Raw genomic sequence first — 23,244 nt, 5'->3', positions numbered from 1 at the left:
TATCGGACGTTTTTTTTATTTCTTCATTAATTATGAACAGTTTCTTTTTCGTTTAATCCAAGTGTACGACCAGTCGAAGTGTGAAGATCTTGGAACAATCTTGGATTTTCAGTTAGTGAAATGCCATATGAAGGAATCATTTCTTTTATTTTTTCTTCCCATTCTACCATGCGGCTTGGGAAACATTTTTCTAATACTTCAAGCATGACGTGAACAGCAGTAGAAGCACCTGGTGATGCACCTAGTAATGCGGCGATTGAGCCGTCAGCTGCACTTACTACTTCTGTACCAAATTGAAGTGTTCCTTTACCGCCAGCATCAGTATCTTTAATTACTTGTACACGTTGTCCAGCAACTACAATATCCCAATCTTCACTTTTCGCGTTCGGAATGAATTCGCGTAATTCTTCCATACGTTTTTCGTGCGATAACATAACTTGCTGAATTAAGTATTTTGTAAGTCCCATTTCTTTTACACCAGCAGCTAACATCGTTAAGACGTTATTCGGTTTTACAGAACCGATTAAGTCAAGGTTTGAGCCAGTTTTTAAGAATTTAGGTGAGAAGCCTGCGAATGGTCCAAACAGTAAAGCTTTTTTATTGTCTATATATCTCGTATCTAGATGAGGTACAGACATTGGCGGAGCGCCAACTTTAGCTTTACCGTATACTTTCGCATGATGTTGCTCTACAACTTTTTGGTTTTTACATACCATAAATAGTCCACTTACCGGGAATCCTCCGATATGCTTTGATTCAGGGATACCAGTCTTTTGAAGTAGAGGTAGACTACCGCCACCACCGCCAATAAAGACGAATTTAGCAGTATGATGCTCAATTTTACCACTATTCATATCGTGTACTTTTACTTCCCACAAACCATTTTTCGTGCGCTTAATATTTTCGACACTATGCTTGTAGTTTAGCTCGACATTTTTTGTTTTTAAGTAATCAAACAACATACGTGTTAATGCACCGAAGTTAACATCTGTTCCAGAGTCAATCTTCGTTGCCGCCATCGGTTCATTAGATGTGCGGCCTTCCATAATGAGTGGAAGCCATTTTTTTAATGTTTCAGGAGCATCAGAAAATTCCATTCCTTGAAACAGTGGATTTTTTGAAAGCGCTTCAAAACGGTTTTTTAGAAATTCAACATTTTTTTCCCCTTGTACTAAACTCATATGAGGTAGTGGCATAATAAAATCTTGTGGATTACGAATTAATTTGCTCTTTACAAGATATGCCCAAAATTGTCTTGAAAGCTGGAATTGCTCATTCACTTTTACAGCCTTACTAATATCTATAGATCCGTCAGATTTTTCGGAAGTATAGTTCAGTTCGCATAGCGCAGAATGCCCTGTACCTGCATTATTCCATTCGTTAGAGCTTTCTTCCCCGGCACTTGCGAGTTTTTCAAAAACTTTAATTTCCCATTCTGGTGCTAATTCTTTTAGTAATGAGCCTAACGTTGCACTCATAATTCCTGCACCAATTAAGATAACGTCTGTTTTTTGCTGCATGTTGCTCATGATAATCTCTCCATCCCCTATATTGGCAAAAAAGTGTAGGTGTTTTCTATGTCTAAGCCGTAAAAGAGAAACACCGCCTAGGCCCCACCTAGGTGTATACCTTTTTTGTCTCAATTATATAACCATCTCATACTCTATTATAATAATTAATAGACTAAAATATCTAGTGTTATCTGATAATTTTAAACTATTTAACGTTTTATTCGCTAAAAATCTTATTTAACAAGCTCTTTTAAGGTGATAAATAGAAAAAAATTACAGTTTGAAATTATCTCGAAAAAGCTTACGTATCCTTAAGTGACTAAATCGAGTACCTTTTTATGGGATTATTCTTTCTGCAATGGTAAGATTATTCTGAAAAATAAAAAGGAGGGACTCTAATGTGTACAAAAGAACAAATTTCAAACTTATTTCGAAACTTTTCAATAAAGGAATGTAAAGGGTCAAGTGATTTATATGAATATTTATCAATGAAAATTGCTGAAGATGAGGAAGTACTTACACTATCGTCCTGTGCTCAGGTAGGTCAACCAGTCCCAAACTTACTATTAGGTGCAGTACATTATTTATTGTTAGCAGGGAAAGAACATCATTTAAAAACGTATTATAGTAGTTTAGTTGAAAATGCCGATACAAATTTAAATAAAGCTTTTGATCATTTTAAAGATTTCTGTAAAGAGTACCGAGAAGAAATCATTACATTGTTACAAACGAAGCTCGTTCAAACGAATGAAGTAAGACGGTGTGCATACTTATACCCAATTTTCTGCTACATATTTAACAAAGTGAAGAAGCCGTTAGCGTTAATTGAAATTGGGACAAGTTCTGGGTTGCAACTGTTCTGGGACCAATATAGTTATTCGTACGGGACGGATGAAATGTACGGAAATATAAATTCAAATGTGCATGTAACTTCTGAAATAAGAGGGGAGAATGTACCGCATTTTCTAAAAGAAAGCCCATCTGTCGTAGAAAGAATCGGACTGGACTTACATGTGAATGATTTACATAATGAGGAAGATTATTTATGGTTACGCGCTTTAATTTGGCCAGAACATAAAGAAAGGCTTGAGATGTTTGATCAAGCTGCATCTTTAGTGAAAAATGAATCTGTCCAATTCATAGAAGGAGACGGTGTAGAGCTATTATCATCTATTATTGAACAAATAAGTGAAGAAGCTGTTATTTGTATTTTCCATACACACGTCGCAAATCAAATACCAGAACAAGTAAAACACAAGTTAGAAAAACAAATACAAGAAATTGGCGCAAAACGTGATGTATTCCACCTTTATAACAACATGTGGGATCGTGACCTTCATATTGATTATTATATTAACGGAAACGAATATCGTGAAACGGTTGGAGAAACAGAAGGGCATGGGAAATGGTTTAGCTGGAAGATTGGAAATGAGACGCCTATTTAGATTAATAGGGGCGCCCTCACTTGTAAAAGGTGGGGCCATAGGCTCAATCATGGACTAAATGGTTAAGGAAATAAATTTATTAGTAACATACAAAAAATGCTTCGGAGAAATCCTAAGCTTTTTTTGAATTACATTTAAACCCCATAATGGATCATGTACTTCTGTTCTGCTGCGGCTTGCACAATTTTTGAAGCTAACTCATTCAGCTCATCATATTTTCTGAAGAACTTTGAAGATGTAACTGTTTCATAGAAAATTGCTAATGATTCAGGCGGGATAATTGTAATACCGTAATGAGCTAAACCGTGTTCTTGATTTTTGATTGTATGAAAGTAGGTTTTCATAATTGATAAATTTCGATTTAAGCTACTGATAATATCATCATCAACAGAAATACAATGATATTTCTCTGGTGTATAATCTTCGTAATTTTTTTGAGAAGTAAAATCGTCAATTATTCCAAAATCATGGACACATGCCATCATTATCATCCTTTCAGCTTTAATAAAGTGAGTTCTATTAAAGTAAAATGGTCATTCGTTTAAGTGTAATAGAAATAGTTATGTAGTTCATAAAATATCTTCGGTTCTTCTTCGTGAAGACAGTTTATTTATCGATAAACTCATCGGGAGCCCAAGTGGCGATTTCATTCCCAGGTGCAGCGACTACAAGCCATTGCTCACATAGAACACCAGATTGCCAACATTCATAATAATCATGAAAACCATTTACAAAAATAATTTGTCCACTCTCTAATGTAATAATTAAATGAGGGCTTTCTAAGCCGAGTCGTATATCGGTAACTTTTTGTCTTCTTATCTTAAATATTCTTTCATATTCTTCTTCCTCAGAATAAGCTTCAAATTCATCTTCATTTAATGGGTATCTTTTTTGAGGTTTATTAAATAAACACCATTGTGATTCGATATTGATATATAATTGCCCATCATAATCAACGAAGTCGTGAAAGTTTGTGAAATGAATCTTTATAGCGGCTGGAGAAATACCAAATTGTAATCCATCAACTTGTGATCCGATGAATAGATTTTTCAACACTTTTCAGCGTAAATTTTATCCTCTTGATTCATTCTTGAAATCCTCCTTTTCTTAAAAATATACCTTATATTTTTATTGTAATAAATAAATTTTCATGTAAAATGAACCTTTTGTGAAAAACGAGCGAATATAGTGTGAAAGATTACGAGAGGGGAACGAAACTTTGGATGAAGTACAATTAAAAGAATGGCTATATAAAAGAAAGTATGTTGCCCAAAAAAGAGTTTGAGAAAGTATTACTTTGGATTGTTGAATAGATATTTAGCAAAAAAAGTAACTAATAATTATATTATGTAAACTTAGTTTATAAAACACCCATTTAAAAAATGGATGTTTTATATTTTGATATATTAGGTGGAATATATAGTTTAAAAAAGCGGAATACTTTGCGGAAAGTTAAAGACATTTTTCGGATCATATTTTGCTTTTACTTCCATTAATCGGTCAAAGTTGCAACTGAAGTATGCATCTGGCCAATTTTTAATGGATAGGTCAGGAGTATTAACATAGACACCTTTTGTAAATGGAAGCATTGCCAAACGGAAGTCTTCAACCCATCGAATACTTCCACCAGCACCTTCTGGTTGCTCCCAAGTAGCGAATATTGACATGTTTGATAGTGCTTTTCGGTAAAAGTAAGCAGTCGCCTCATTTGGCACCTCAGCAACAGCACCGCCTAATCCGTGGAAAAATACAGAGGTAGTGGAAAAGGGAGGTGGATTATTAATAAAGTGATCGATAATGGATAGTCCTTCTTCTGGTAATAGTTCATACACATATGGACCAACACTTTTAAATGGTAAAGGTGTTGCAGGTTGCTTCTCAGCTATTTTCGTTGCTGCTTCTGCCCATGGTATTTCTTCGATAGTTACTTGCATGGGTGAACCGGCTTCTAATAATGGCTGTAGTAGCGTCTGCAATTCTTGAACAGAACCGAGAAATACACCTTGCATTAATAATGATGGTTCTAATCCTGCAGACATAAAAAGAGTAGTTGTAAGGCGTTTATTAGCGCAAGGTAGCGTATATTCTTGCCAAGAGGTTAATACGGGTTTTAAATCTGATATCCCCCAGCTTATTTCTGCAAATCCTACCGTATTAATTTTATGTGTTCGAAACTTAAACGAAGTACATATTCCAAAGTTACCACCACCAGCACCGCGCGAAGCCCAATAGAGATCGGAGTTACACTTGGCGTTAGCACGTATTATACAACCATTCGCGTCTACCATTTCTAATTCAAGTAAATGATCGAGAGTTAATCCAAACGGACGAGAGAGAATACTATGTCCGCCACCTAAAGTAACACCTGCAATCCCGGGAGTAGGACAAACACCACTCGGTACAACTAATCCTTCAGAAGCAAGTGTTTCAATTAAAGAAATATTTCTCCATCCAGTCCCAATAGTTACAGTTCCATTATTGTGATCTATTTCTAATTGTTTCATTTCACTTACATCAATTACAAGACCAGCATTACTGACGGATAATGCCTCATAATTATGACGTCCAGAGCGCATGCGTATAGGAACGTTATGTAGCCTTGACCAGCGAACGGCGTTTACTACATCCTGTGTATTTTGAGCAAAAACAATGATTAACGGAAATTTGTTGAAGAATGTATTGAATTCTTCACGCGCTGAATTATAATCAGGATCATTAGGTGTAACGATACGACCAGTAAGTTCAATTTTTTGATTATTCATTTCAGTCATCTCTCCTTGACGTGAAATATTTATAATGTGGAAATACAGAACATAAAGAAGAACTGACAATACTTTATAAGTAAATGAATAAAGGAAGAGGATTATTCCAATAAAGAAAAAGGCAGTGCTACATAAGTAGCACTGCCTTTTTGTAATTATATGTATGTGCTCAAAATCTCCCCAGGTAATCCATCAATCTCACAAACTTTCTCTGATGTAAAACCTACGCTTAGTAAAATTTTGCGAGAAGGGATATTATTTGGATCAATCATTGCTTTTAGTACGTTTACATCTGTTTGCTTCGCTATTAAAGCTAGTTGTTAATTTTTGATTATGTACGTACATGCAATGTGTAATTAAGTGAATGATCAACATAGTAATTACAGAAAGGGTGAATGAAGCGTATGAATCAATTTGAGCAAATGATGTACGTTGGTGTCATCATGTCTACTGTACTATCCGTAATGATTTTAGGGTCCTTATATTATAATCCTCGACTTTCATTAACTGATTATCCGAAAGATATTCAAAAAGTAGTTTTTCCAAAATCGATTCATGAAAAAAAGCAAACCATTTACTTTAATATTGTATATAATGCTATTCTTTTCGGTTGTCCTTTCGTTTCTACATATATATTACATAAGCATGAAAAATTATTGTATATGGATGCTTATTTACACACTTTTGGTATTTTAATGATTTTCAATTTAGTAGATTTACTTATAATTGATTGGCTAATTTTTTGCTGGATTACTCCAAGGTTTGTTGTGATTCCTAGTACGGAAGGAATGAAGGGATATAAAGATTATAAGTTTCATTTAAGAGGGGCTATAGTCGCTACTCAATTTTTAGCAATTGTAAGTTTATTTTTGGCGGGAATTGCAACAACTATTTAGTGTGAAGAAGGGCATGAAGCTTTTATAAAAGATAATGAGATTTATAATATATAGAATTAGAAATAAGAATTTGTTAGTATTGAAGTGAGGAGTTTTAATAACAGTATATTAAGCCGTATTAATATACTGTTGCAAATGTTTTGATATTATGTAAAATTATACAATTTTACAGAGACATTTGATAAAATTCAAAAAAATATAATGGAGGCTAATATGAAAAAAGTAATTGGCGCAGCAACAGCAACTATTTTTGGATTGGGGGCGTTTACCACAACTGCTACCGCAGAAACAATCGTAACAGCAGATGTACTTAACGTACGTGAAAAACCGACTACAGAATCAAAAGTGGTCGAAAAAGTAAAGAATGGGCAAGAGTTAAAAGTCATCAATACCGAAGATGGCTGGTCAAAAATTGAATTGAACGGTAAAGAAGTGTTTGTAAGTTCGGAGTTTACAAAAGATGTGTATCATGTAACGGCGAATTTGTTAAATGTACGTACCGAAGCAAACACAGATTCAGAAATTCTTGGCAGACTAAAAAAAGATGATGTAATTGAATCAACGCATCAAGTAAAAGACGGATGGTTGGAATTTGAGTATAAAGGAAAAATTGCTTATGCAAACGTTTCTTTCCTATCAAGTACAGCACCAACTGAAAAGAAAACTGAAGAGAAAACGAAGCAAGTAGCGAAAGTACAAAAATCAGTTAAAGAAAAGAAAGAAGTAAAGACGCAGAAAGTAGCAAAAGCGAAAGAAACAACGAAAGCACAAGAAATAGTAAAGCCTAAAGAAGAAGTAAAAGTTAAAGAAGAACCGAAAGCACAAGAAATAGTAAAGCCTAAAGAAGAGGCAAAAGTCAAAGAAGAAGTAAAAGTTAAAGAAGAAGTAAAAGTTAAAGAAGAAGTAAAAGCACAAGAAATAGTAAAGCCTAAAGAAGAGGCAAAAGTCAAAGAAGAAGTAAAAGTTAAAGAAGAACCGAAAGCGCAAGAAATAGTAAAGCCTAAAGAAGAGGCAAAAGTCAAAGAAGAAGTAAAAGTTAAAGAAGAACCGAAAGCGCAAGAAATAGTAAAGCCTAAAGAAGAGGCAAAAGTCAAAGAAGAAGTAAAAGTTAAAGAAGAACCGAAAGCGCAAGAAATGGTAAAGCCTAAAGAAGAAGTAAAAGCTAAAGAAGAAGAAAAAGCGCAAGAAATAGCAAAAGCTAAAGAAGAAGAGAAAGCAAGAGAAATAGCAAGAGCTAAAGAAGAAGAGAAAGCAAAAGAAATAGCAAAAGCAAAAGCTAAAGAAGAAGAGAGAGCAAGAGAAATAGCAAAAGCAAAAGAAGAAGAAAAAGCAAGAGAAATAGCAAAAGCAAAAGCTAAAGAAGAAGAGAGAGCGAAAGAAGTATCAAAAAACAACATACAGTCTGCTAAACGTGAATTAACGGTAGTAGCGACAGCGTATACTGCTGATCCAAGTGAAAATGGTACATATGGTGGACGCGTTTTAACTGCGATGGGGCATGATTTAACGGCAAATCCGAATATGAGAATTATCGCAGTTGACCCGAAAGTAATCCCATTAGGATCTAAAGTATGGGTAGAAGGTTATGGAGAAGCTATCGCTGGTGATACTGGAAGCGCAATTAAAGGTAATCGTATTGATGTATTAATGGGGTCAAAAAGTAAAGCTATGAATTGGGGAAGAAAAACTGTTAAAGTAAAAATTTTATAGTAACTATAATGATCCAAATAGAAGTCAGTTCTCCTTATTGAGGCTGGCTTTTATTTTTTTAGTGGAAGTATAATAGGATTTTTAAATGACTTATTAATAAACCTGTAATAAAACATAAAAATTGTCTCATGTTTAGAAAAACTATTAAGAATGAGGTAAGGAAGTAGAACAGAAGGTTATTGAGAAGTAGAGAAGAATAGTATGTTGAAAACGAAGGGTTAACGTATAATGAAATATATAAATCGGATCAAATCGTTTACTAAACACTTTCACTCATAATAGTGTAATTAAGTTCAAAGGATAGGTGTATTTCATGAAAGAAGTAAGAGAATATATTGAAACAAAGAAACAAGGTGTATTGGAGTTGCAAATAAAAGAAACGGAAGAAAAGCTAGGTGCTGCTTTCCCAAATCAATATAGGGATCTTATTAAATTAGTTAATAATGCTGAAATAGGGGAATGGATACTATATCCGATTAAAGATAATAGAAATGTAACGAAAACTTTGGATGATATTGTTAGAAAAAACATTGACATGAGAGATGAGTTTATACCAGAAAATCTTATCATAATTGGTGACGATGGTTCAGGGGATAAATTGTGCTTTAAAATAAATAATGGAAAAATGGATGATAAAATATATATTTGGTATCACGCGGATGACGAAATGGAAGAAATATCTCCGAGTTTAAAAGAATTTATTATGGAAACTATTCAGGAAGACGATGTTTTTTAGTCTTAATTATTATCATTTTGTGAATCATTCTTATAAAAGGCGAGGATAGAATATGACAATAGAATTATATGGCGCACATTGTAATGAGCGGAAAGGGTATAGAGTAATTGAAGGAAGAGGTTCATATAATCATTACTTTGGCGGTCAAGATTGCAATTTGCCAGTATGTAAGTTATGCGGTGAGAAGATGCACCAAATTCTCTGTTTTGATTTAAAAGATGAGAGACTTGCTGAACTTAAAAGTAGTGAACTAAATATTTTACCATTCGTTTCATGCTTGAACTGCGCGATGGTGTGGGAACCGCAATATTTTCAGTTAAGTGATGGAGGTAAAACAGTTCAAATCATACAGCAGCAAAATACAGAAGAATGGATAATGGAAGAGGAAGATAAGTTACCAGTTTCATTACCAAAAACAACGGTAAAGCTTATAAATATGAAAAATGAAGATATACCTACAGATGAAGATAGGTACTGGGAAGCTTTCGACTTGTTCGGTTCGGAATATGTATGTAGATTGTTAGGGGCACCATTATATGATGATCTTCCAGAGGATTTGGCGTGTCCAACTTGTTCTAAAGAGATGAAGTATGCTGCTACAATTACACAAGATATCGAGGAACGTGAACTTATTTCAGTAGTTGATTTCCAGTTTGGGGAAATGAATATCTATTTTTATTTATGTAAAGATTGTTCAATTATAAAAACGGAAACACAAAGTACATAACAAGACTAACATATTATATTAGTCTTGTTTTTGTATCGCAACATCGTTAAGAATCGCATCAAATATATCTTTTTGTGTAAAATTATCTGTAAAAATAGTTTCACTAGCAACTTCAATTGTATCGTGCGGATTATACCATTTTTGAAGGGAATATTCACCAAATTCATGTCGTTTGTCCCTTGTGTTATGTCGTCTAATGGTTTCCTCGAGTGATAAATCAAAGTAATATGTATATGCATTTCCATCAAAATAACGAATTAATTCTTTCAACATATCACCGTATCTACGATTGTTTAAAATACCTTCTAAAATAACAAACTTACATTTTCCTTTTCCGTACTTCGTAATTTCAAATAGTAGATCATGAGATAAGTTCCCCATCGTGTCGTGTACTCTTAACATATCTCTACGTACGACGTCTTGAGAGACTAAAAGTGTCCCTTGTCCGAAATGTTCTTGTAGTTGCTTTGCGATCGTTGTTTTACCACTTGCGGAGTTTCCTCTAAGAATGATTAAAGTGGATGTAAGTATAGGTTTAGACATAATGTATTCCCCCAACGGTATTAATTATATAGAAAATTTTAACAAATAAAGTGAGGAAAGTGTATAATTAATATGATGAATATTTAAGGAGGGGATTAGATGGGGGATATATTAAAAAATGCACAACCTATATGGAAACGGACTTGGTTTCGTTATCTAGGGGCATTTTTTATTGTTCAGTTACTGTTTATCCCGCATTAACGGGCAGTAAGACCCCCACCTCAAAATTCAGCGAAAGCGAAGAAGTTAGGTGGGGGATCAACTGCCCGTAAAAGCCCGATTGGTTCAACTAATAATCAGTGGGGGATGAACAAAACCCCCACTGATTAAAGTTTCACTTTATTTTGTGTGAAATAACTGCGTGGGCACCAAACTTTAGACCAGGCGGAGAGTTTTTTAATAGAATATTAAATTCTCAATTTTTCACAGAATGGTTCACACTCTATACAATCCCGCAATTTAACGTATTTACAGCATTTTTTACGATAACATTACTACCATATGCATTAGTAGGTGCAATGAAAGATATAATATCAAGAAAAAATATAAAAGAATAATAGAGGTATAATATGCTTTTTCAAAAAGAAGGTTTATTGATTAGATACGTAATGGAAAATGATGTATCTATCATTTCTAAATGGTTAACGGACCCAGCAGTCCTGCGGTATTACGAAGGGCGAGATAATCCGCAATCTGTAGAAAAGGTGCTTGATCATTTTATGCATAATCCAAACAGTAATGAAAATAGATGTTTAATAGAATTTGATACCGTTCCGATTGGTTACATACAAATGTACCCAGTTGATTCAGAGTGGAAAGCGATATATGGCTATAAAGAATCACAAAATGTATGGGGAATGGATCAATTTATCGGTGAACCAGTCTATTGGGGAAAAGGAATTGGACAAAAACTCGTTCAGGCAGCAATTACATACATTATGGGTGAAATGGGAGCAGAAGCAATCGCAATGGATCCGAAAGTAAATAATGAACGAGCGATAAAGTGTTATGAAAAATGCGGATTTAAAAAAGTAAAGATTTTAAAGGAACATGAGCTACATGAGGGGGAACTAGAAGATTGTTGGATGATGGAATACAAACAATTATAATGAATATGCAATGGCTTATATAAACGAAGGGAGCTGTGTGAAATGAAAAAAGCATTAATCGTAATTGATGTGCAAGCGGGTATGTATACAGCTGGAATGCCAGTACATAATGGGGAAAAGTTTTTACAAACATTGCAAGAGCTTATTGGGGAATGTCGTACAAATGATATTCCAGTTATTTATGTCCAACATAACGGTCCTAAAGACCATCCGTTAGAAAAAGGTACGGATGGATGGCGAATCCATGCAACAATCGCTCCGCAAGAAGGGGATGATATTGTTGAAAAGACGACGCCAGATTCATTCCATAAGACAAACTTAAGCGAAGTGTTACAAGAGAAAGGAATTGAACACGTTATTCTTTCGGGAATGCAAACAGAGTATTGTGTAGATACGACAACGCGCAGAGCATGTAGTGAAGGATATAAAGTAACGTTAGTTAGTGATGCGCATAGTACATTTGATGCAGAAGTGTTACGTGCTGAAGATATTGTGAAACATCATAACGCAGTATTGGGAGCGTTTGCGGATGTTGTTGCATTAAAAGACTTGAAAGTGGCTGCCTCTAAATAAGAGGCAGTTTTTTTATTAGAAAAATAGCGTCAAATATTGTCGGTAAGTCGATATTTTGAAATAATCGTTTATATAATTTCACGTACCATAATGAAAAAATACAAAAAAGGAGCACCACATAATTAAAAAGGGTGCTCCTGCATTAAAATGTTACTTTTTCTTGTCTTTATCCAATATATTTTGTTCTTCAGCAAACTCCGTACCATATGCAAAGCGGCGATTAATACGAATGTTATCATTGTTGTGCCTTGTATGAGAGTTAGAGAAGCGATGAACGATTACTTCAGATAAAGTGAAGACGATGGCAGAAAGGATACTGCCCCATGCAATTTGCATATAGTTGTCTAATAAAATATTACCGAAAATCCATACGCTTAAATATGTTAATAAGAAATCCGACATAATGGCACCAGTATTGCCAATTCGATTTAAAATAATTTTATCAACGAACATGTAGGATACGATTGTAACAAAGAGACTGAATGAAATAATTTGAACAAACGTTGCAGGGAAAAATAAAGCAAGCCCAATGCTAAATGCGATAATGCACGATATAAACTTGATAAGCACTACTGTGAAATCATTCAAAATTTACACCTCCGATTTATACATAGTTTTGCAATAAATTCTGGAGTTCATACATTGTAACGGATTTATTTACATAAAACTTTTTCATGTTCGGAATTTAGTCTAAATATTATAAAAATAACGAAAAAATGTTATAGTAAAATGAGAGTGTATGACATTTTTAGGTAAGGGGGAATCCAGGATGTGGATTACTTCAGAAGTAGAAATTCCAGATGAGTTAATTGATCACATTGAGCAAGGAAAGTTAGTGTTATTTGTTGGAGCGGGAGTTTCTATGAAAGGGAAATCAAACTTACCAAATTTTGATGATTTAGTTGATGAAATTGCAAAAACGTTATATGTCGAAAAGCGTGAAATAACAGAACCACATGATTATTATCTTGGTAAAATTGCGAAAACAAAAGATGTACATCAAGTCGCAAGAGATCTTGTTCATATAGAGAAATCAAAACCGAATCCATTACATTATGCAATTCCAAGGTTATTTCCTTTAGATACAGATATCCGCATTGTAACAACAAATTTTGATCAACATTTTACAACTGCAATTAAAGAAATAAATAGAGATATCAATGTTTATTACGCTCCAGCTTTACCGACTGGGAGAGCTTTTAAAGGTCTTGCTTATATACATGGTAATGTAGAACAGGAGAAAGAGGCTTTAATTTTAACAGACGGTGATTTTGGAAGGGCTTACTTAACGGAAGGGTGGGCGAGAAGATTTTTAGTCGATCTATTCTCAAATTACACCGTTTTATTCGTTGGATATAGTCATAATGACCCAGTAATGAAATATTTAGCAACTGGTTTACCACCAAGTACAAGACGATTTGCTTTCGTCGCACAAGGAGAAAATACGTACCACTGGGAACATTTGGGGATAAGACCGATTGTGTATCCGAATAAAGTGAATAATCATCAATCCCTCGTAAAAGCGGTAAAACGCTGGGCGGAATTAATGGGTGATAATTATATTACGAAAAGAATGCGTATTCGGGATATTGTAACGGTTCCCCCGTCAGTAGAACAGGAACAATTATCATACATAAAGCAATCAATTAAAAAAATTGAAACAGTTCGTTACTTTGTGGAATTTGCTCACGATTATAAATGGGTCGAATGGTTAGAAGCAGAAGGTAAATTACAAAATTTGTTTATGCTTACGCCAAACTATAATGAAGTAGATGAATTACTTGCAGAATGGTTAGTGGAACAATTTCTTTTTAGTCATCAGATAGAATTATTTCAATTAATTTATAAAAACTATTCTAAAATATCACCGTTATTATGGAGAACAATTTGTAACTACTTAAACGAAACGAAGAGTAAGATGGACCCATTGTTGTTTGCCAGGTGGACACTCCTTTTATTAGAAACTGCTGAAAAAGATAGTAGCTCTATAGAAAAGATTTCTAAGTTACTGCAAAAATGTTCTTTTCCTGAGCATAAGGAAATTGCGTTATTGTTACTAACTTTTATTTTAGACGGAAAGCTGAAGTTGAAACGTGTAAGAAAATGGGGAAATGATACGCAAGAAGCAATAGAACTCGAGGAATCGAGTCGCTTACCAGTATCAACATTTTCTCATGTGGAGCAAATTTGGAATGAAAAGATGAGGCCATATATCGCCTATTATGCTGTTCCAATTATGATGATTGGATTAGAAAAATTGAGAATGTTGTCATTAAGACAAACGGCACTGAAAAAAAGAAATACGGAAGATGTAGAAAAAGAGTTTCATCAAAATGATCTTGCATTTTTAATACAAATTGTAAAAGAGTGTCTAACTTATTTATGTGAAAACAATGAGAAAAAAGCGGATTATTATATTACAGAAATGATAGAAGCGAATAGTGTACTTCAAAAGCGAATTGCAATTGATGCGATGAATAAAAATATTTTTGTTCGTGTAGATGACAAAATGAAATGGTTGTTACAGGAAGGACTTCTTTTAGATTTCACTTATAAACATGAAGTTTTCCAACTTTTAAAAAGTCATTATGCAAATTGTTTGGAAAAAACAAAAGAAGAAGTCACTCGAACTGTAATAAAGCGTCTTACAGAAGAGAGAGTATTTGATGCATGTCTCGTATTAGACTTATTATTCAAGTGTGATTCAAATAGTCCATCTACGGCAAATGGGTATGAGTTAATGAAGCAAAAGCATCCTCATTTTCATTCTGAACGATACAGTGTACAAAAGAAAGAGGATACAGCGCAAAGCATTACTTGTAATGTAACAGCTGACGGATTATTGCAGCTGAAAGATGTTGAAATTATGAAGCAAGTTCGGCAATTTTCGCAAGATGGTGTTTTTGAACAACGCCATTTTTTAGAGATGTTATCAAAAGCATGTAAATTGAATACAGAGTGGAGTATTTCATTCGCATATCAATTAGTAGGAGTGCAAGAAATAAGTAATGAAGTATGGTTTGTTTGTATTAGAGAATGGCGAAATAACAGAGGATTGACAAATGATCAAATCCAAAAAATTATTCCGTTATTGCAGAAATTTGTTAGAAATACTGCTTTTCATTGGTTAATTAGTAGTTTTCTATATGAAATTAGTAATCGACTAGAAGAGTTAGAAGAGAATAGTATACGTGTTGTAAAACGCTTTGCTTTTTCAGTGTTTCCTCAAGTTATGAAGAGTGATACGGATTTTAAGCTTGGAAAACAAGATTTTTACAATGAATCAATTCAGCATCCTGTTGGAAAAATGACGGCTGTATTATTAAAGTTGTTATCATATGATCATTTATACGATCGTAATGTATATGAATATTTATTTTTATTTGAAGAACAAGTAAGAGTTAATTCAGTACGAACAAACTTTATGTTTGCTCGTTTAATAGCAGATATTACATTTCTATATCATATTGAAAAGCAATGGTGCCGAAAATATTTGTTACCATACTTAGATTTAAAAAAACAAAATGAAATTACGGAATATGCATGGGCTGGTTTATGTTACACGCAAATAAATTTACCTTTATTTACAGAAATGAAGCGTTTTATTAAGTATGCGATAGAACATTTGGAAGTATTACATCCGCATACGAGGGAAGCTTTCTTGAAGTGGCTTAGCTTTGTATTTATTAAATGTGTACTATATTGGGAGCAAAAAACAGATTGGTTATACCCTTTACTCGTATTAGAAAATGAAGAAAATAAAATTAAATTTATGCAGTTTTTATGCTATTACGTCAAAACATTAAGTGTAAAAGAACAACAAAAATTTTGGACAGCTTGGCTCAGTGTATTTTTGCGAGAACGACCAAAAATGGGTGAGATAACAGCGAGAGAATATGTAATGCTTTTACGTATTATTTTATACATGGATGAAATATTAGAAAAAGGATTATGTATTATGTCTCGTGCATTTTCAAGTGTAAATGGTAAATGTACAGGTGAGGAAATGAAGCAGTTATTGATTGAAATGCTTCATAAGAAAGAAAGTATGAAAGCGCATAAAGAAATGTTTGCAAATGTGTTTTTTATTTTACTACAAACATGTCAAGAAGCCGTTTTATTTGAAAAAGAAATCATAAAAATAAAAGAATTATTAGTTCAGTATGGAGTAGAGGAATATGTTTTACATTTACTAGAAAATGAAATAATTCGCATAGGAATTGTAATGGGTGATTTACAAGAAGAATTATAGGACGAAAGTGGAATTTTAAAAAATATATAAAAAGTTGTTGACAGTGTTTTGAAAAGCGTTCTATAATACGAATCATACTTATTCAATTTCAAAAACATTTGAATAAACAAAGTGCAATGAAGAGATCACAGTAGTGGTTAGTCTTACTGTAACAGAGAGCTGGTGGTTGGTGTGAACCAGTACAGGGATAATCATGAATTACAGTCTTGGAGCATCTTTTTCGTAATAAAGATAGTTTGTCTTTATGAGGAAAAAGCGGTCAATTGATCGTTAACAGTGAAGAGAGGTAGACAGAAAGTTAGTCTACAACTAGGGTGGTACCGCGATAAATATCGTCCCTACTGATTTATTCAGTAGGGACTTTTTGTATTTTAGTGGTCCAACTTGAAAATAAAATAGTCATGCATTGAAAGGAAAAGCAGTAGTTGTTGTTTCCCTGTAACAGAGAGCTGGTGGTTGGTGCGAACCAGTACAAAAACAAGAGCGAATTACAGTCCTGGAGCATCTTTTTCGTAGTAAAGATAGTATTGTCTTTATGAAGGGAAAGACGGTCAGATGATCGTTAACAATGAAGAGAGGTAGACGACAGAAGTCTACAACTAGGGTGGTACCGCGATAAATATCGTCCCTACTGATTGGATCAGTAGGGCTTTTTTGTACAAAAAAGTGGCTTTTTAACTAGTAGTTCATGTCTTTGTACGAATTATTAGTTTAAAATAAGAAGAGGTATCGATTCCACTATAAATTTGTATAATTAGCCAGTTCAGAAAATAGAGAATCTTTTATTCTCTTACTATACTTTTAAAACATTAGAGGAGGATTTCCAAATGGCAAATCATGAATTAGATCAATTACGTAAACAGGTAGATGAAATTAACTTACAACTATTACACCTTTTAAACAAACGTGGTGAAATCGTTCAAAAAATTGGAGAGCAAAAGCAAGTACAAGGTACGAAACGCTTTGATCCAGTACGTGAGCGTGAAGTACTTGATATGATTGCAGAGCATAACGAAGGACCATTCGAAACATCAACAGTTCAACATATTTTCAAAACGATTTTCAAAGCAAGCTTAGAGTTACAAGAAGATGATAACCGTAAAGCGTTACTAGTATCACGTAAAAAGAAACAAGAAAATACAATCGTTGATGTAAAAGGTGAATTGATTGGAAACGGAACACAAACGTTCATCATGGGACCTTGTGCAGTAGAAAGCTTAGAGCAAGTTCGTCAAGTAGGGCAAGCGATGAAAGACCAAGGCTTAAAATTAATGCGCGGTGGTGCATTCAAACCGAGAACATCTCCATACGATTTCCAAGGTTTAGGAGTAGAAGGACTTCAAATTTTACGTCAAGTAGCAGACGAGTTCGACTTAGCAATTATTAGTGAAATTTTAAATCCGAACGATGTTGAAATGGCATTAGACTACGTTGATGTAATTCAAGTTGGCGCACGTAACATGCAAAACTTCGATTTATTACGAGCTGTAGGTAAAGTTAACAAACCAGTATTATTAAAACGTGGATTAGCAGCAACAATTGATGAGTTCATTAACGCAGCGGAATACATCATTGCGCAAGGTAACGATCAAATTATTCTTTGTGAGCGCGGTATCCGCACATACGAAAGAGCAACACGTAACACATTAGACATTTCTGCAGTACCAATTTTAAAGAAAGAAACACATTTACCAGTTATCGTTGATGTAACACATTCAACTGGACGCAGAGATTTATTATTACCAACAGCGAAAGCGGCACTTGCAATTGGCGCAGATGCAGTAATGGCTGAAGTTCATCCAGATCCAGCAGTTGCATTGTCAGATTCTGCACAACAAATGGACATTCCAGAATTCCATAGATTCATGGATGAGTTAAAAGGTTTCAAAAATAAATTATCTTAATTCCATATCATATATGCGTTGAAGAGGAAACAGTAGTGCTTATCTCACTGTTAAAGAGAGCTGATGGCTGGTGTGAATCAGTACAAAGGTAAGCATGAATTACAGCCTTGGAGCATCTTTCTCGACAACTTATGGAGGGGAAGACGGTCAAACGATCGTTAAAGAAGAAGAGAGGTAGACGACAGTTGTCTACAACTAGGGTGGTACCGCGATAAACATCGTCCCTACTGAGCGCTCAGTAGGGACTTTTTTGTACAAAAAAATAGTAAAGGGGTAAGAGAAATGAGATACATTACAGCTGGAGAATCACATGGACCGCAGTTAACAGTTATTTTAGAAGGTGTACCAGCAGGTTTGACACTTACGGCGGAACATATTAATAAAGAATTATTAAGAAGACAAAAAGGTCATGGACGCGGAAGACGCATGCAAATTGAAACAGATACAGTTGAAATTGTAAGTGGTGTTCGTCACGGGATGACACTTGGATCACCGATTACGTTAATCGTAAAAAATGATGATTTCAAACATTGGACGAAAGTAATGGGTGCTGAGCCAATTTCTGAAAAAGAAAGTAAAGACATGAAACGTACAATTACAAAACCACGTCCAGGACATGCGGATTTAAATGGAGCAATTAAATATGGTCATCGTGATATAAGAAACGTATTAGAGCGCTCATCTGCAAGAGAAACGACAGTTCGTGTAGCTGCTGGTGCAGTTGCAAAACAAATTTTAAGCGAATTAGGCGTAAAAATTGCAGGACATGTTCTTGAAATTGGTGGAGTAAAAGCAAAACATATTTCAAACTTACCGATTGAAGAAATTCAAACGATAACTGAAAACTCACCAGTTCGATGTTTAGATAAAGAAGTAGAGCAAGAAATGATGGATGCGATTGACAACGCAAAAAGTACCGGAGATTCAATCGGTGGTATTGTGGAAGTTATTGCAGAAGGTATGCCTATTGGCGTTGGTAGTTACGTTCATTACGATCGTAAATTAGATGCAAAACTTGCTGGTGCAATTATGAGTATAAATGCATTTAAAGGTGCTGAAATTGGCGTAGGTTTTGAAGCGGCAAGACAACCAGGAAGTAAAGTGCATGATGAAATTCTGTGGGATGAAGAAAAAGGATACACGAGAAAAACGAATAATGCCGGCGGTTTAGAAGGCGGTATGACAACAGGTATGCCAATTGTCGTAAGAGGCGTTATGAAGCCAATTCCTACATTATACAAACCGTTAGCAAGCGTTGATATTGATACGAAGGAAGCATTCCAAGCGAGTATTGAAAGATCTGATAGTTGCGCAGTGCCAGCAGCGGGTGTAGTAGCTGAATCTGTTGTAGCATGGGAACTTGCAGATGCACTAGTCGAACAATTCGGAAAAGATCGTATGGAATTATTAAAACAAAACATTATGCAACACAATAACTACGCAAAAGAATTTTAATAAAAAGGTGGGTTTAACGTGCAAGTAAAAGATCAACTATCATCATTACAACCATATAAACCAGGTAAATCACCAGAACAAATGAAAGAAGTGTACGGAGATCATTCGTTTGTGAAATTAGCATCGAATGAAAATCCATTCGGTTGTTCACCGAGAGTTTTAGAAGAGTTGCAAAAATCTTGGTTGGAACATGCTTTATATCCTGACGGAGGTGCTACGACGCTCCGTCAAACAATCGCGGATAAGTTGCATGTGCAAATGGAACAAGTACTTTGTGGTAGTGGTTTAGATGAAATCATTCAAATAATAAGCCGCGCCGTATTACGAGCGGGAGATAACATTGTAACAGCAGGTGCAACATTCCCGCAATACCGTCATCATGCGATTATTGAAGGCTGTGAAGTGAAAGAAATTCCTTTAAATAACGGTGTATACGATTTAGACGAAATTTTGTCAGCGGTAAATAATAATACGAAAATCGTATGGATTTGTAATCCGAACAACCCGACGGGCACATATGTGAATGAGCAAAAATTAACTCAATTTATTGAAGGCATTAGTGAAAATACGTTAATTGTCATTGATGAAGCGTACTATGAATACGTAACAGCAAAAGATTTCCCTGAGACATTACTGCTTTTAGAAAAACATAAAAACATTCTTGTACTTAGAACGTTTTCTAAAGCATACGGATTAGCTTCTTTCCGCGTTGGATATGCGATCGGACAGGAAGAGCTAATTGAGAAATTAAATGTCGTACGTTTACCATTTAACGTATCTTCATTAGCGCAAAAAGCAGCTACGATTGCTTTTGGTGATAACGAGTTTATTGAAGAAATAGTTCGTGTGAATACAGAGGGATTACAACAATACGAAAGCTTTTGTAAGGAAAATGAAATTCCATTTTATCCATCACAAACAAATTTCATCTTCTTGCCAGTTGAGAATGCAGGAGAGATTTATGAAGCTTGTGCACATGCAGGGTTTATTATTCGTCCATTCCCAAATGGTGTCCGTATTACAGTTGGAACAAGGGAGCAAAATGAAGGAGTGATTTCAGTGTTAAAACAACACTTTGAAAACAAAAAAAGTAAGTCTCGAGATGAGGCAAATGCGTAAAAAGGTAGTATTAATTGGAACAGGTTTAATAGGAGGCTCTCTCGCATTAGCGATTAAGAAAGAGCACGATGTAACGATAACAGGTTACGATATATTTAAAGAGCAAGTAGAGCGTGCAAAAGAATTACACGTAGTAGATGAAGTAGCAGTTGATTTACAGCATGCATGTGAAGAGGCACATTTAATTATTTTTGCTTCTCCAGTTGAAGAAACGAAGAAGCTATTACACAAACTTGCGTCATTCCGTTTACGAGAAGATGTTATAGTGACTGATGTTGGTAGTACAAAAGGGTCTATTATGAACGAAGCGGAAGCTTTATTTTCAAAGGAAGTTTCTTTCATTGGGGGACATCCGATGGCGGGTTCTCATAAAACGGGAGTTGAAAGCGCAAAGGCGCATTTATTTGAAAATGCATTTTACATTTTAACACCGATGAATCATGTACCAAATGAACAAGTGGAAGACCTTAAAGTATGGTTAAAAGGAACAGGATCTCATTTTCTTGTTTTAAATACAGAAGAACATGATTATGTAACAGGGATTGTTAGTCATTTCCCGCATCTTATCGCAGCAGGTTTAGTAAAGCAAGTTGAGAAACATGCAGGAGATAATCCGCTCATTCATCAACTCGCTGCTGGAGGTTTCAAAGACATTACACGTATCGCATCTAGTAGTCCGAAAATGTGGAGTGATATTGTAAAGCAAAATCGAGAGCATTTAATGGTATTATTAAAAGAGTGGATCTCTGAAATGGAAGGTTTATATAAGACAGTTTCTACCGGAGATGCAGGCGAGATTCAAAACTATTTTGCAGATGCGAAGGAATACCGTGATTCTTTACCAGTAAGAAAGAGTGGTGCAATTCCTGCCTATCACGACTTATACGTTGATGTATTAGATAAGGTGGGGGCATTGGCTCATATTACGAGTATTTTAGCGCGCGAGGAAATTAGTATTACGAACTTGCAAATATTAGAAGCGCGTGAAGGACTGCTTGGGGTATTACGTATTAGTTTCCAAAGGGAAGAAGATCGTATGAAAGCGAAGCTAGCGCTTGGAGAAGAAGAATACCAAACTTATGAAACAATTTAAATGAGAAGGTGAAAAACGTGAAAGAAAGAACAATACAACCTGTTAATAACGGATTGAATGGCAATATTACAATCCCAGGTGATAAATCCATTTCACACCGTGCTGTTATGTTCGGTTCGATTGCAGAAGGGAAAACAACAATTAAAGGTTTCTTGCCCGGTGCAGACTGTTTAAGTACTATTTCATGTTTTAAAGAAATGGGAGTAGAAATTACGCAAAACGGTGATGAAGTTACTGTAGTTGGTAAAGGATTAGAAGGTTTACAAGAACCGAAAGTTGTATTAGATGTTGGTAATTCTGGTACAACAATTCGATTAATGTCAGGTATATTAGCTAACACACCATTTTTCTCTTGCGTACAAGGTGATGAGTCTATCGCAAAAAGACCGATGAAGCGTGTAACAAACCCATTAAAACAAATGGGTGCAAACATTGACGGCAGAGAAGAAGGAACATTTACACCGCTAACAATACGTGGCGGAGATTTAAAAGCAATTGAATATATTTCTCCTGTTGCAAGTGCACAAGTAAAGTCAGCTATTTTACTTGCAGGTCTTCGTGCAGAAGGTGTAACAGCTGTTACAGAACCACATATTTCACGCGACCATACGGAAAGAATGCTTGAAGCATTTGGTGTTAAAGTAAATCGCGAAGGGAAAACAGTGAAGCTGTCAGGTGGACAAAAATTAACAGCAACAGACATTCAAGTGCCAGGTGACGTATCATCAGCAGCATTTTTCTTAGTAGCAGGTGCAATCATCCCAAATAGTAAACTAGTATTACAAAATGTAGGAATGAATCCAACTCGTACAGGTATTATTGATGTTTTAGAGAAAATGGGTGCTACGTTCACTGTAGATATAATTAACGAAGGGGCATCAGAACCAGCTGCAAATATTACAATTGAAACATCTTCATTAAAAGGAATTGAAATTGGCGGAGATATTATCCCTAGATTAATCGATGAGATTCCTGTAATCGCATTAGCGGCAACGCAAGCGGAAGGAATTACAGTAATTAAAGATGCACACGAATTAAAAGTAAAAGAAACAAATCGTATTGATACAGTCGTTGCTGAGTTAACGAAACTAGGAGCTCGCATAGAAGCAACTGATGACGGCATGATCATTTACGGAAAATCAGCTCTAAAAGGCAATACAGTAAATAGTTATGGTGATCATCGCATCGGAATGGTGCTTGCGATTGCTGGCTGCCTGGCAGAAGGAAAAACAATTATTGAAGATGCAGAAGCAGTAGGTGTATCATATCCTACATTCTTTGATGAACTTCAAAAGTTAGCTAAATAATAAGGATGGAAAGCAGATACGTGATGTATCTGCTTTTTTTGTTAAAACGTCTTTCTAATTTCACTTACCGAACTATAATAGAAAGAATTGTGATACAATTCA

Annotated in this window: 19 protein-coding genes, 3 pseudogenes and 3 other annotated features; of the genes and pseudogenes, 15 read left to right on the top strand and 7 right to left on the bottom strand. The window is 34.9% G+C overall.

Annotated elements, in window-relative coordinates:
• Positions 1-26 precede the first annotated feature (26 nt).
• Positions 27-1,529 (bottom strand): malate:quinone oxidoreductase, encoded by a 1,503-nt coding sequence (locus ACUXVC_RS14920; RefSeq protein ID WP_000069161.1) that lies wholly within the window; start codon positions 1,527-1,529, stop codon positions 27-29.
• 380 nt (positions 1,530-1,909) lie between these two features.
• Between ACUXVC_RS14920 and ACUXVC_RS14915 the strand changes: the two genes are divergently transcribed.
• The gene (locus ACUXVC_RS14915; RefSeq protein WP_144465299.1) at positions 1,910-2,956 is read left to right on the top strand and encodes a DUF2332 domain-containing protein; all 1,047 of its coding nucleotides are present in this window, start codon (positions 1,910-1,912) and stop codon (positions 2,954-2,956) included.
• A 134-nt stretch (positions 2,957-3,090) separates the two neighbouring features.
• On the opposite strand, the gene ACUXVC_RS14910 is transcribed toward ACUXVC_RS14915, so the two are convergent.
• The 4 genes and pseudogenes from ACUXVC_RS14910 to ACUXVC_RS14895 all read right to left on the bottom strand — a co-directional run.
• Positions 3,091-3,441, bottom strand: coding sequence for a short-chain dehydrogenase (locus tag ACUXVC_RS14910; protein ID WP_144465298.1), 351 nt, complete (start codon positions 3,439-3,441; stop codon positions 3,091-3,093).
• Positions 3,442-3,562: 121 nt separating this feature from the next.
• Positions 3,563-4,009, bottom strand: coding sequence for a hypothetical protein (locus ACUXVC_RS14905; protein ID WP_144465297.1), 447 nt, complete (start codon positions 4,007-4,009; stop codon positions 3,563-3,565).
• A gap of 371 nt (positions 4,010-4,380) precedes the next feature.
• Positions 4,381-5,718 carry an FAD-binding oxidoreductase gene (locus tag ACUXVC_RS14900; protein ID WP_446025732.1) on the bottom strand — a complete coding sequence of 446 codons (1,338 nt, stop codon included), beginning with the start codon at positions 5,716-5,718 and terminating at the stop codon, positions 4,381-4,383.
• Positions 5,719-5,873: 155 nt separating this feature from the next.
• Positions 5,874-6,038 (bottom strand): annotated as a pseudogene (locus ACUXVC_RS14895) (GNAT family N-acetyltransferase); the annotation flags it as partial.
• 84 nt (positions 6,039-6,122) lie between these two features.
• On the opposite strand from ACUXVC_RS14895, the gene ACUXVC_RS14890 reads away from it, so the two are divergent.
• From ACUXVC_RS14890 to ACUXVC_RS14875, 4 genes are all read left to right on the top strand, one after another.
• Entirely contained in the window at positions 6,123-6,614 is a 492-nt protein-coding gene (locus ACUXVC_RS14890; protein WP_141558571.1) for a nitroreductase, read from the top strand.
• Between the two features lie 213 nt (positions 6,615-6,827).
• Positions 6,828-8,324 carry a cell wall-binding protein EntB gene (gene entB / locus ACUXVC_RS14885; RefSeq protein WP_446025731.1) on the top strand — a complete coding sequence of 499 codons (1,497 nt, stop codon included), beginning with the start codon at positions 6,828-6,830 and terminating at the stop codon, positions 8,322-8,324.
• 313 nt (positions 8,325-8,637) lie between these two features.
• Entirely contained in the window at positions 8,638-9,060 is a 423-nt protein-coding gene (locus tag ACUXVC_RS14880) for an SMI1/KNR4 family protein (RefSeq protein WP_144465294.1), read from the top strand.
• Positions 9,061-9,112: 52 nt separating this feature from the next.
• Complete coding sequence (locus ACUXVC_RS14875; RefSeq protein ID WP_142947118.1) at positions 9,113-9,787, top strand: hypothetical protein; 675 nt, start codon at positions 9,113-9,115, stop codon at positions 9,785-9,787.
• An 18-nt stretch (positions 9,788-9,805) separates the two neighbouring features.
• On the opposite strand, the gene ACUXVC_RS14870 is transcribed toward ACUXVC_RS14875, so the two are convergent.
• Entirely contained in the window at positions 9,806-10,330 is a 525-nt protein-coding gene (locus tag ACUXVC_RS14870) for a kinase (RefSeq protein ID WP_069355812.1), read from the bottom strand.
• A 99-nt stretch (positions 10,331-10,429) separates the two neighbouring features.
• On the opposite strand from ACUXVC_RS14870, the pseudogene ACUXVC_RS14865 reads away from it, so the two are divergent.
• The 4 genes and pseudogenes from ACUXVC_RS14865 to ACUXVC_RS14850 form a co-directional block, all read left to right on the top strand.
• Positions 10,430-10,513, top strand: a pseudogene (locus ACUXVC_RS14865) (YfzA family protein); the annotation flags it as partial.
• Positions 10,514-10,668: 155 nt separating this feature from the next.
• Positions 10,669-10,887, top strand: a pseudogene (locus ACUXVC_RS14860) (YfzA family protein); the annotation flags it as partial.
• 12 nt (positions 10,888-10,899) lie between these two features.
• Positions 10,900-11,439 carry a GNAT family N-acetyltransferase gene (locus ACUXVC_RS14855; RefSeq protein ID WP_144465293.1) on the top strand — a complete coding sequence of 180 codons (540 nt, stop codon included), beginning with the start codon at positions 10,900-10,902 and terminating at the stop codon, positions 11,437-11,439.
• A 42-nt stretch (positions 11,440-11,481) separates the two neighbouring features.
• On the top strand, positions 11,482-12,012 hold the full coding sequence (locus tag ACUXVC_RS14850; RefSeq protein ID WP_098126627.1) for a cysteine hydrolase family protein: 531 nt from the start codon (positions 11,482-11,484) through the stop codon (positions 12,010-12,012).
• A gap of 150 nt (positions 12,013-12,162) precedes the next feature.
• Here ACUXVC_RS14850 and ACUXVC_RS14845 read toward each other — a convergent pair whose 3' ends face one another.
• On the bottom strand, positions 12,163-12,600 hold the full coding sequence (locus ACUXVC_RS14845) for a YndM family protein (RefSeq protein ID WP_000997702.1): 438 nt from the start codon (positions 12,598-12,600) through the stop codon (positions 12,163-12,165).
• A gap of 181 nt (positions 12,601-12,781) precedes the next feature.
• Between ACUXVC_RS14845 and ACUXVC_RS14840 the strand changes: the two genes are divergently transcribed.
• The 6 genes from ACUXVC_RS14840 (at position 12,782) to aroA (ending at position 23,142) form a co-directional block, all read left to right on the top strand.
• Entirely contained in the window at positions 12,782-16,264 is a 3,483-nt protein-coding gene (locus ACUXVC_RS14840) for a DUF4020 domain-containing protein (RefSeq protein ID WP_141241034.1), read from the top strand.
• Positions 16,265-16,371: 107 nt separating this feature from the next.
• Positions 16,372-16,607: a binding site (T-box leader), on the top strand.
• Positions 16,608-16,661: 54 nt separating this feature from the next.
• Positions 16,662-16,897 (top strand) — a binding site (T-box leader).
• A 194-nt stretch (positions 16,898-17,091) separates the two neighbouring features.
• Positions 17,092-18,168 (top strand): bifunctional 3-deoxy-7-phosphoheptulonate synthase/chorismate mutase, encoded by a 1,077-nt coding sequence (locus ACUXVC_RS14835; protein ID WP_001273575.1) that lies wholly within the window; start codon positions 17,092-17,094, stop codon positions 18,166-18,168.
• 9 nt (positions 18,169-18,177) lie between these two features.
• Positions 18,178-18,397: a binding site (T-box leader), on the top strand.
• A 53-nt stretch (positions 18,398-18,450) separates the two neighbouring features.
• On the top strand, positions 18,451-19,623 hold the full coding sequence (gene aroC / locus ACUXVC_RS14830) for a chorismate synthase (protein WP_071732051.1): 1,173 nt from the start codon (positions 18,451-18,453) through the stop codon (positions 19,621-19,623).
• A gap of 18 nt (positions 19,624-19,641) precedes the next feature.
• Positions 19,642-20,742, top strand: coding sequence for a histidinol-phosphate transaminase (hisC, locus tag ACUXVC_RS14825; protein WP_446025730.1), 1,101 nt, complete (start codon positions 19,642-19,644; stop codon positions 20,740-20,742).
• On the top strand, positions 20,735-21,835 hold the full coding sequence (tyrA, locus tag ACUXVC_RS14820; RefSeq protein WP_095690671.1) for a prephenate dehydrogenase: 1,101 nt from the start codon (positions 20,735-20,737) through the stop codon (positions 21,833-21,835). The genes hisC and tyrA overlap by 8 nt, the downstream gene beginning before the upstream one ends.
• A gap of 17 nt (positions 21,836-21,852) precedes the next feature.
• A complete protein-coding gene (aroA, locus tag ACUXVC_RS14815; RefSeq protein WP_095690672.1) occupies positions 21,853-23,142 on the top strand; it encodes a 3-phosphoshikimate 1-carboxyvinyltransferase in 1,290 nt (429 codons plus the stop codon).
• The last annotated feature ends 102 nt before the right edge of the window (positions 23,143-23,244 follow it).

It is taken from the genome of Bacillus sp. N6 (genome assembly GCF_052805735.1).
This window is presented reverse-complemented; position numbering and strand designations above follow the sequence as displayed.

Bases quoted from the DNA above. Each gene is read 5' to 3' on its own strand.
- ACUXVC_RS14920 (WP_000069161.1), bottom strand. From the start codon at position 1,529: ATGAGCAACATGCAGCAAAAAACAGACGTTATCTTAATTGGTGCAGGA.
- ACUXVC_RS14915 (WP_144465299.1), top strand. From the start codon at position 1,910: ATGTGTACAAAAGAACAAATTTCAAACTTATTTCGAAACTTTTCAATA.
- ACUXVC_RS14910 (WP_144465298.1), bottom strand. From the start codon at position 3,441: ATGATGGCATGTGTCCATGATTTTGGAATAATTGACGATTTTACTTCT.
- ACUXVC_RS14900 (WP_446025732.1), bottom strand. From the start codon at position 5,718: ATGAATAATCAAAAAATTGAACTTACTGGTCGTATCGTTACACCTAAT.
- ACUXVC_RS14890 (WP_141558571.1), top strand. From the start codon at position 6,123: ATGAATCAATTTGAGCAAATGATGTACGTTGGTGTCATCATGTCTACT.
- entB (WP_446025731.1), top strand. From the start codon at position 6,828: ATGAAAAAAGTAATTGGCGCAGCAACAGCAACTATTTTTGGATTGGGG.
- ACUXVC_RS14880 (WP_144465294.1), top strand. From the start codon at position 8,638: ATGAAAGAAGTAAGAGAATATATTGAAACAAAGAAACAAGGTGTATTG.
- ACUXVC_RS14875 (WP_142947118.1), top strand. From the start codon at position 9,113: ATGACAATAGAATTATATGGCGCACATTGTAATGAGCGGAAAGGGTAT.
- ACUXVC_RS14870 (WP_069355812.1), bottom strand. From the start codon at position 10,330: ATGTCTAAACCTATACTTACATCCACTTTAATCATTCTTAGAGGAAAC.
- ACUXVC_RS14855 (WP_144465293.1), top strand. From the start codon at position 10,900: ATGCTTTTTCAAAAAGAAGGTTTATTGATTAGATACGTAATGGAAAAT.
- ACUXVC_RS14850 (WP_098126627.1), top strand. From the start codon at position 11,482: ATGAAAAAAGCATTAATCGTAATTGATGTGCAAGCGGGTATGTATACA.
- ACUXVC_RS14840 (WP_141241034.1), top strand. From the start codon at position 12,782: ATGTGGATTACTTCAGAAGTAGAAATTCCAGATGAGTTAATTGATCAC.
- ACUXVC_RS14835 (WP_001273575.1), top strand. From the start codon at position 17,092: ATGGCAAATCATGAATTAGATCAATTACGTAAACAGGTAGATGAAATT.
- aroC (WP_071732051.1), top strand. From the start codon at position 18,451: ATGAGATACATTACAGCTGGAGAATCACATGGACCGCAGTTAACAGTT.
- tyrA (WP_095690671.1), top strand. From the start codon at position 20,735: ATGCGTAAAAAGGTAGTATTAATTGGAACAGGTTTAATAGGAGGCTCT.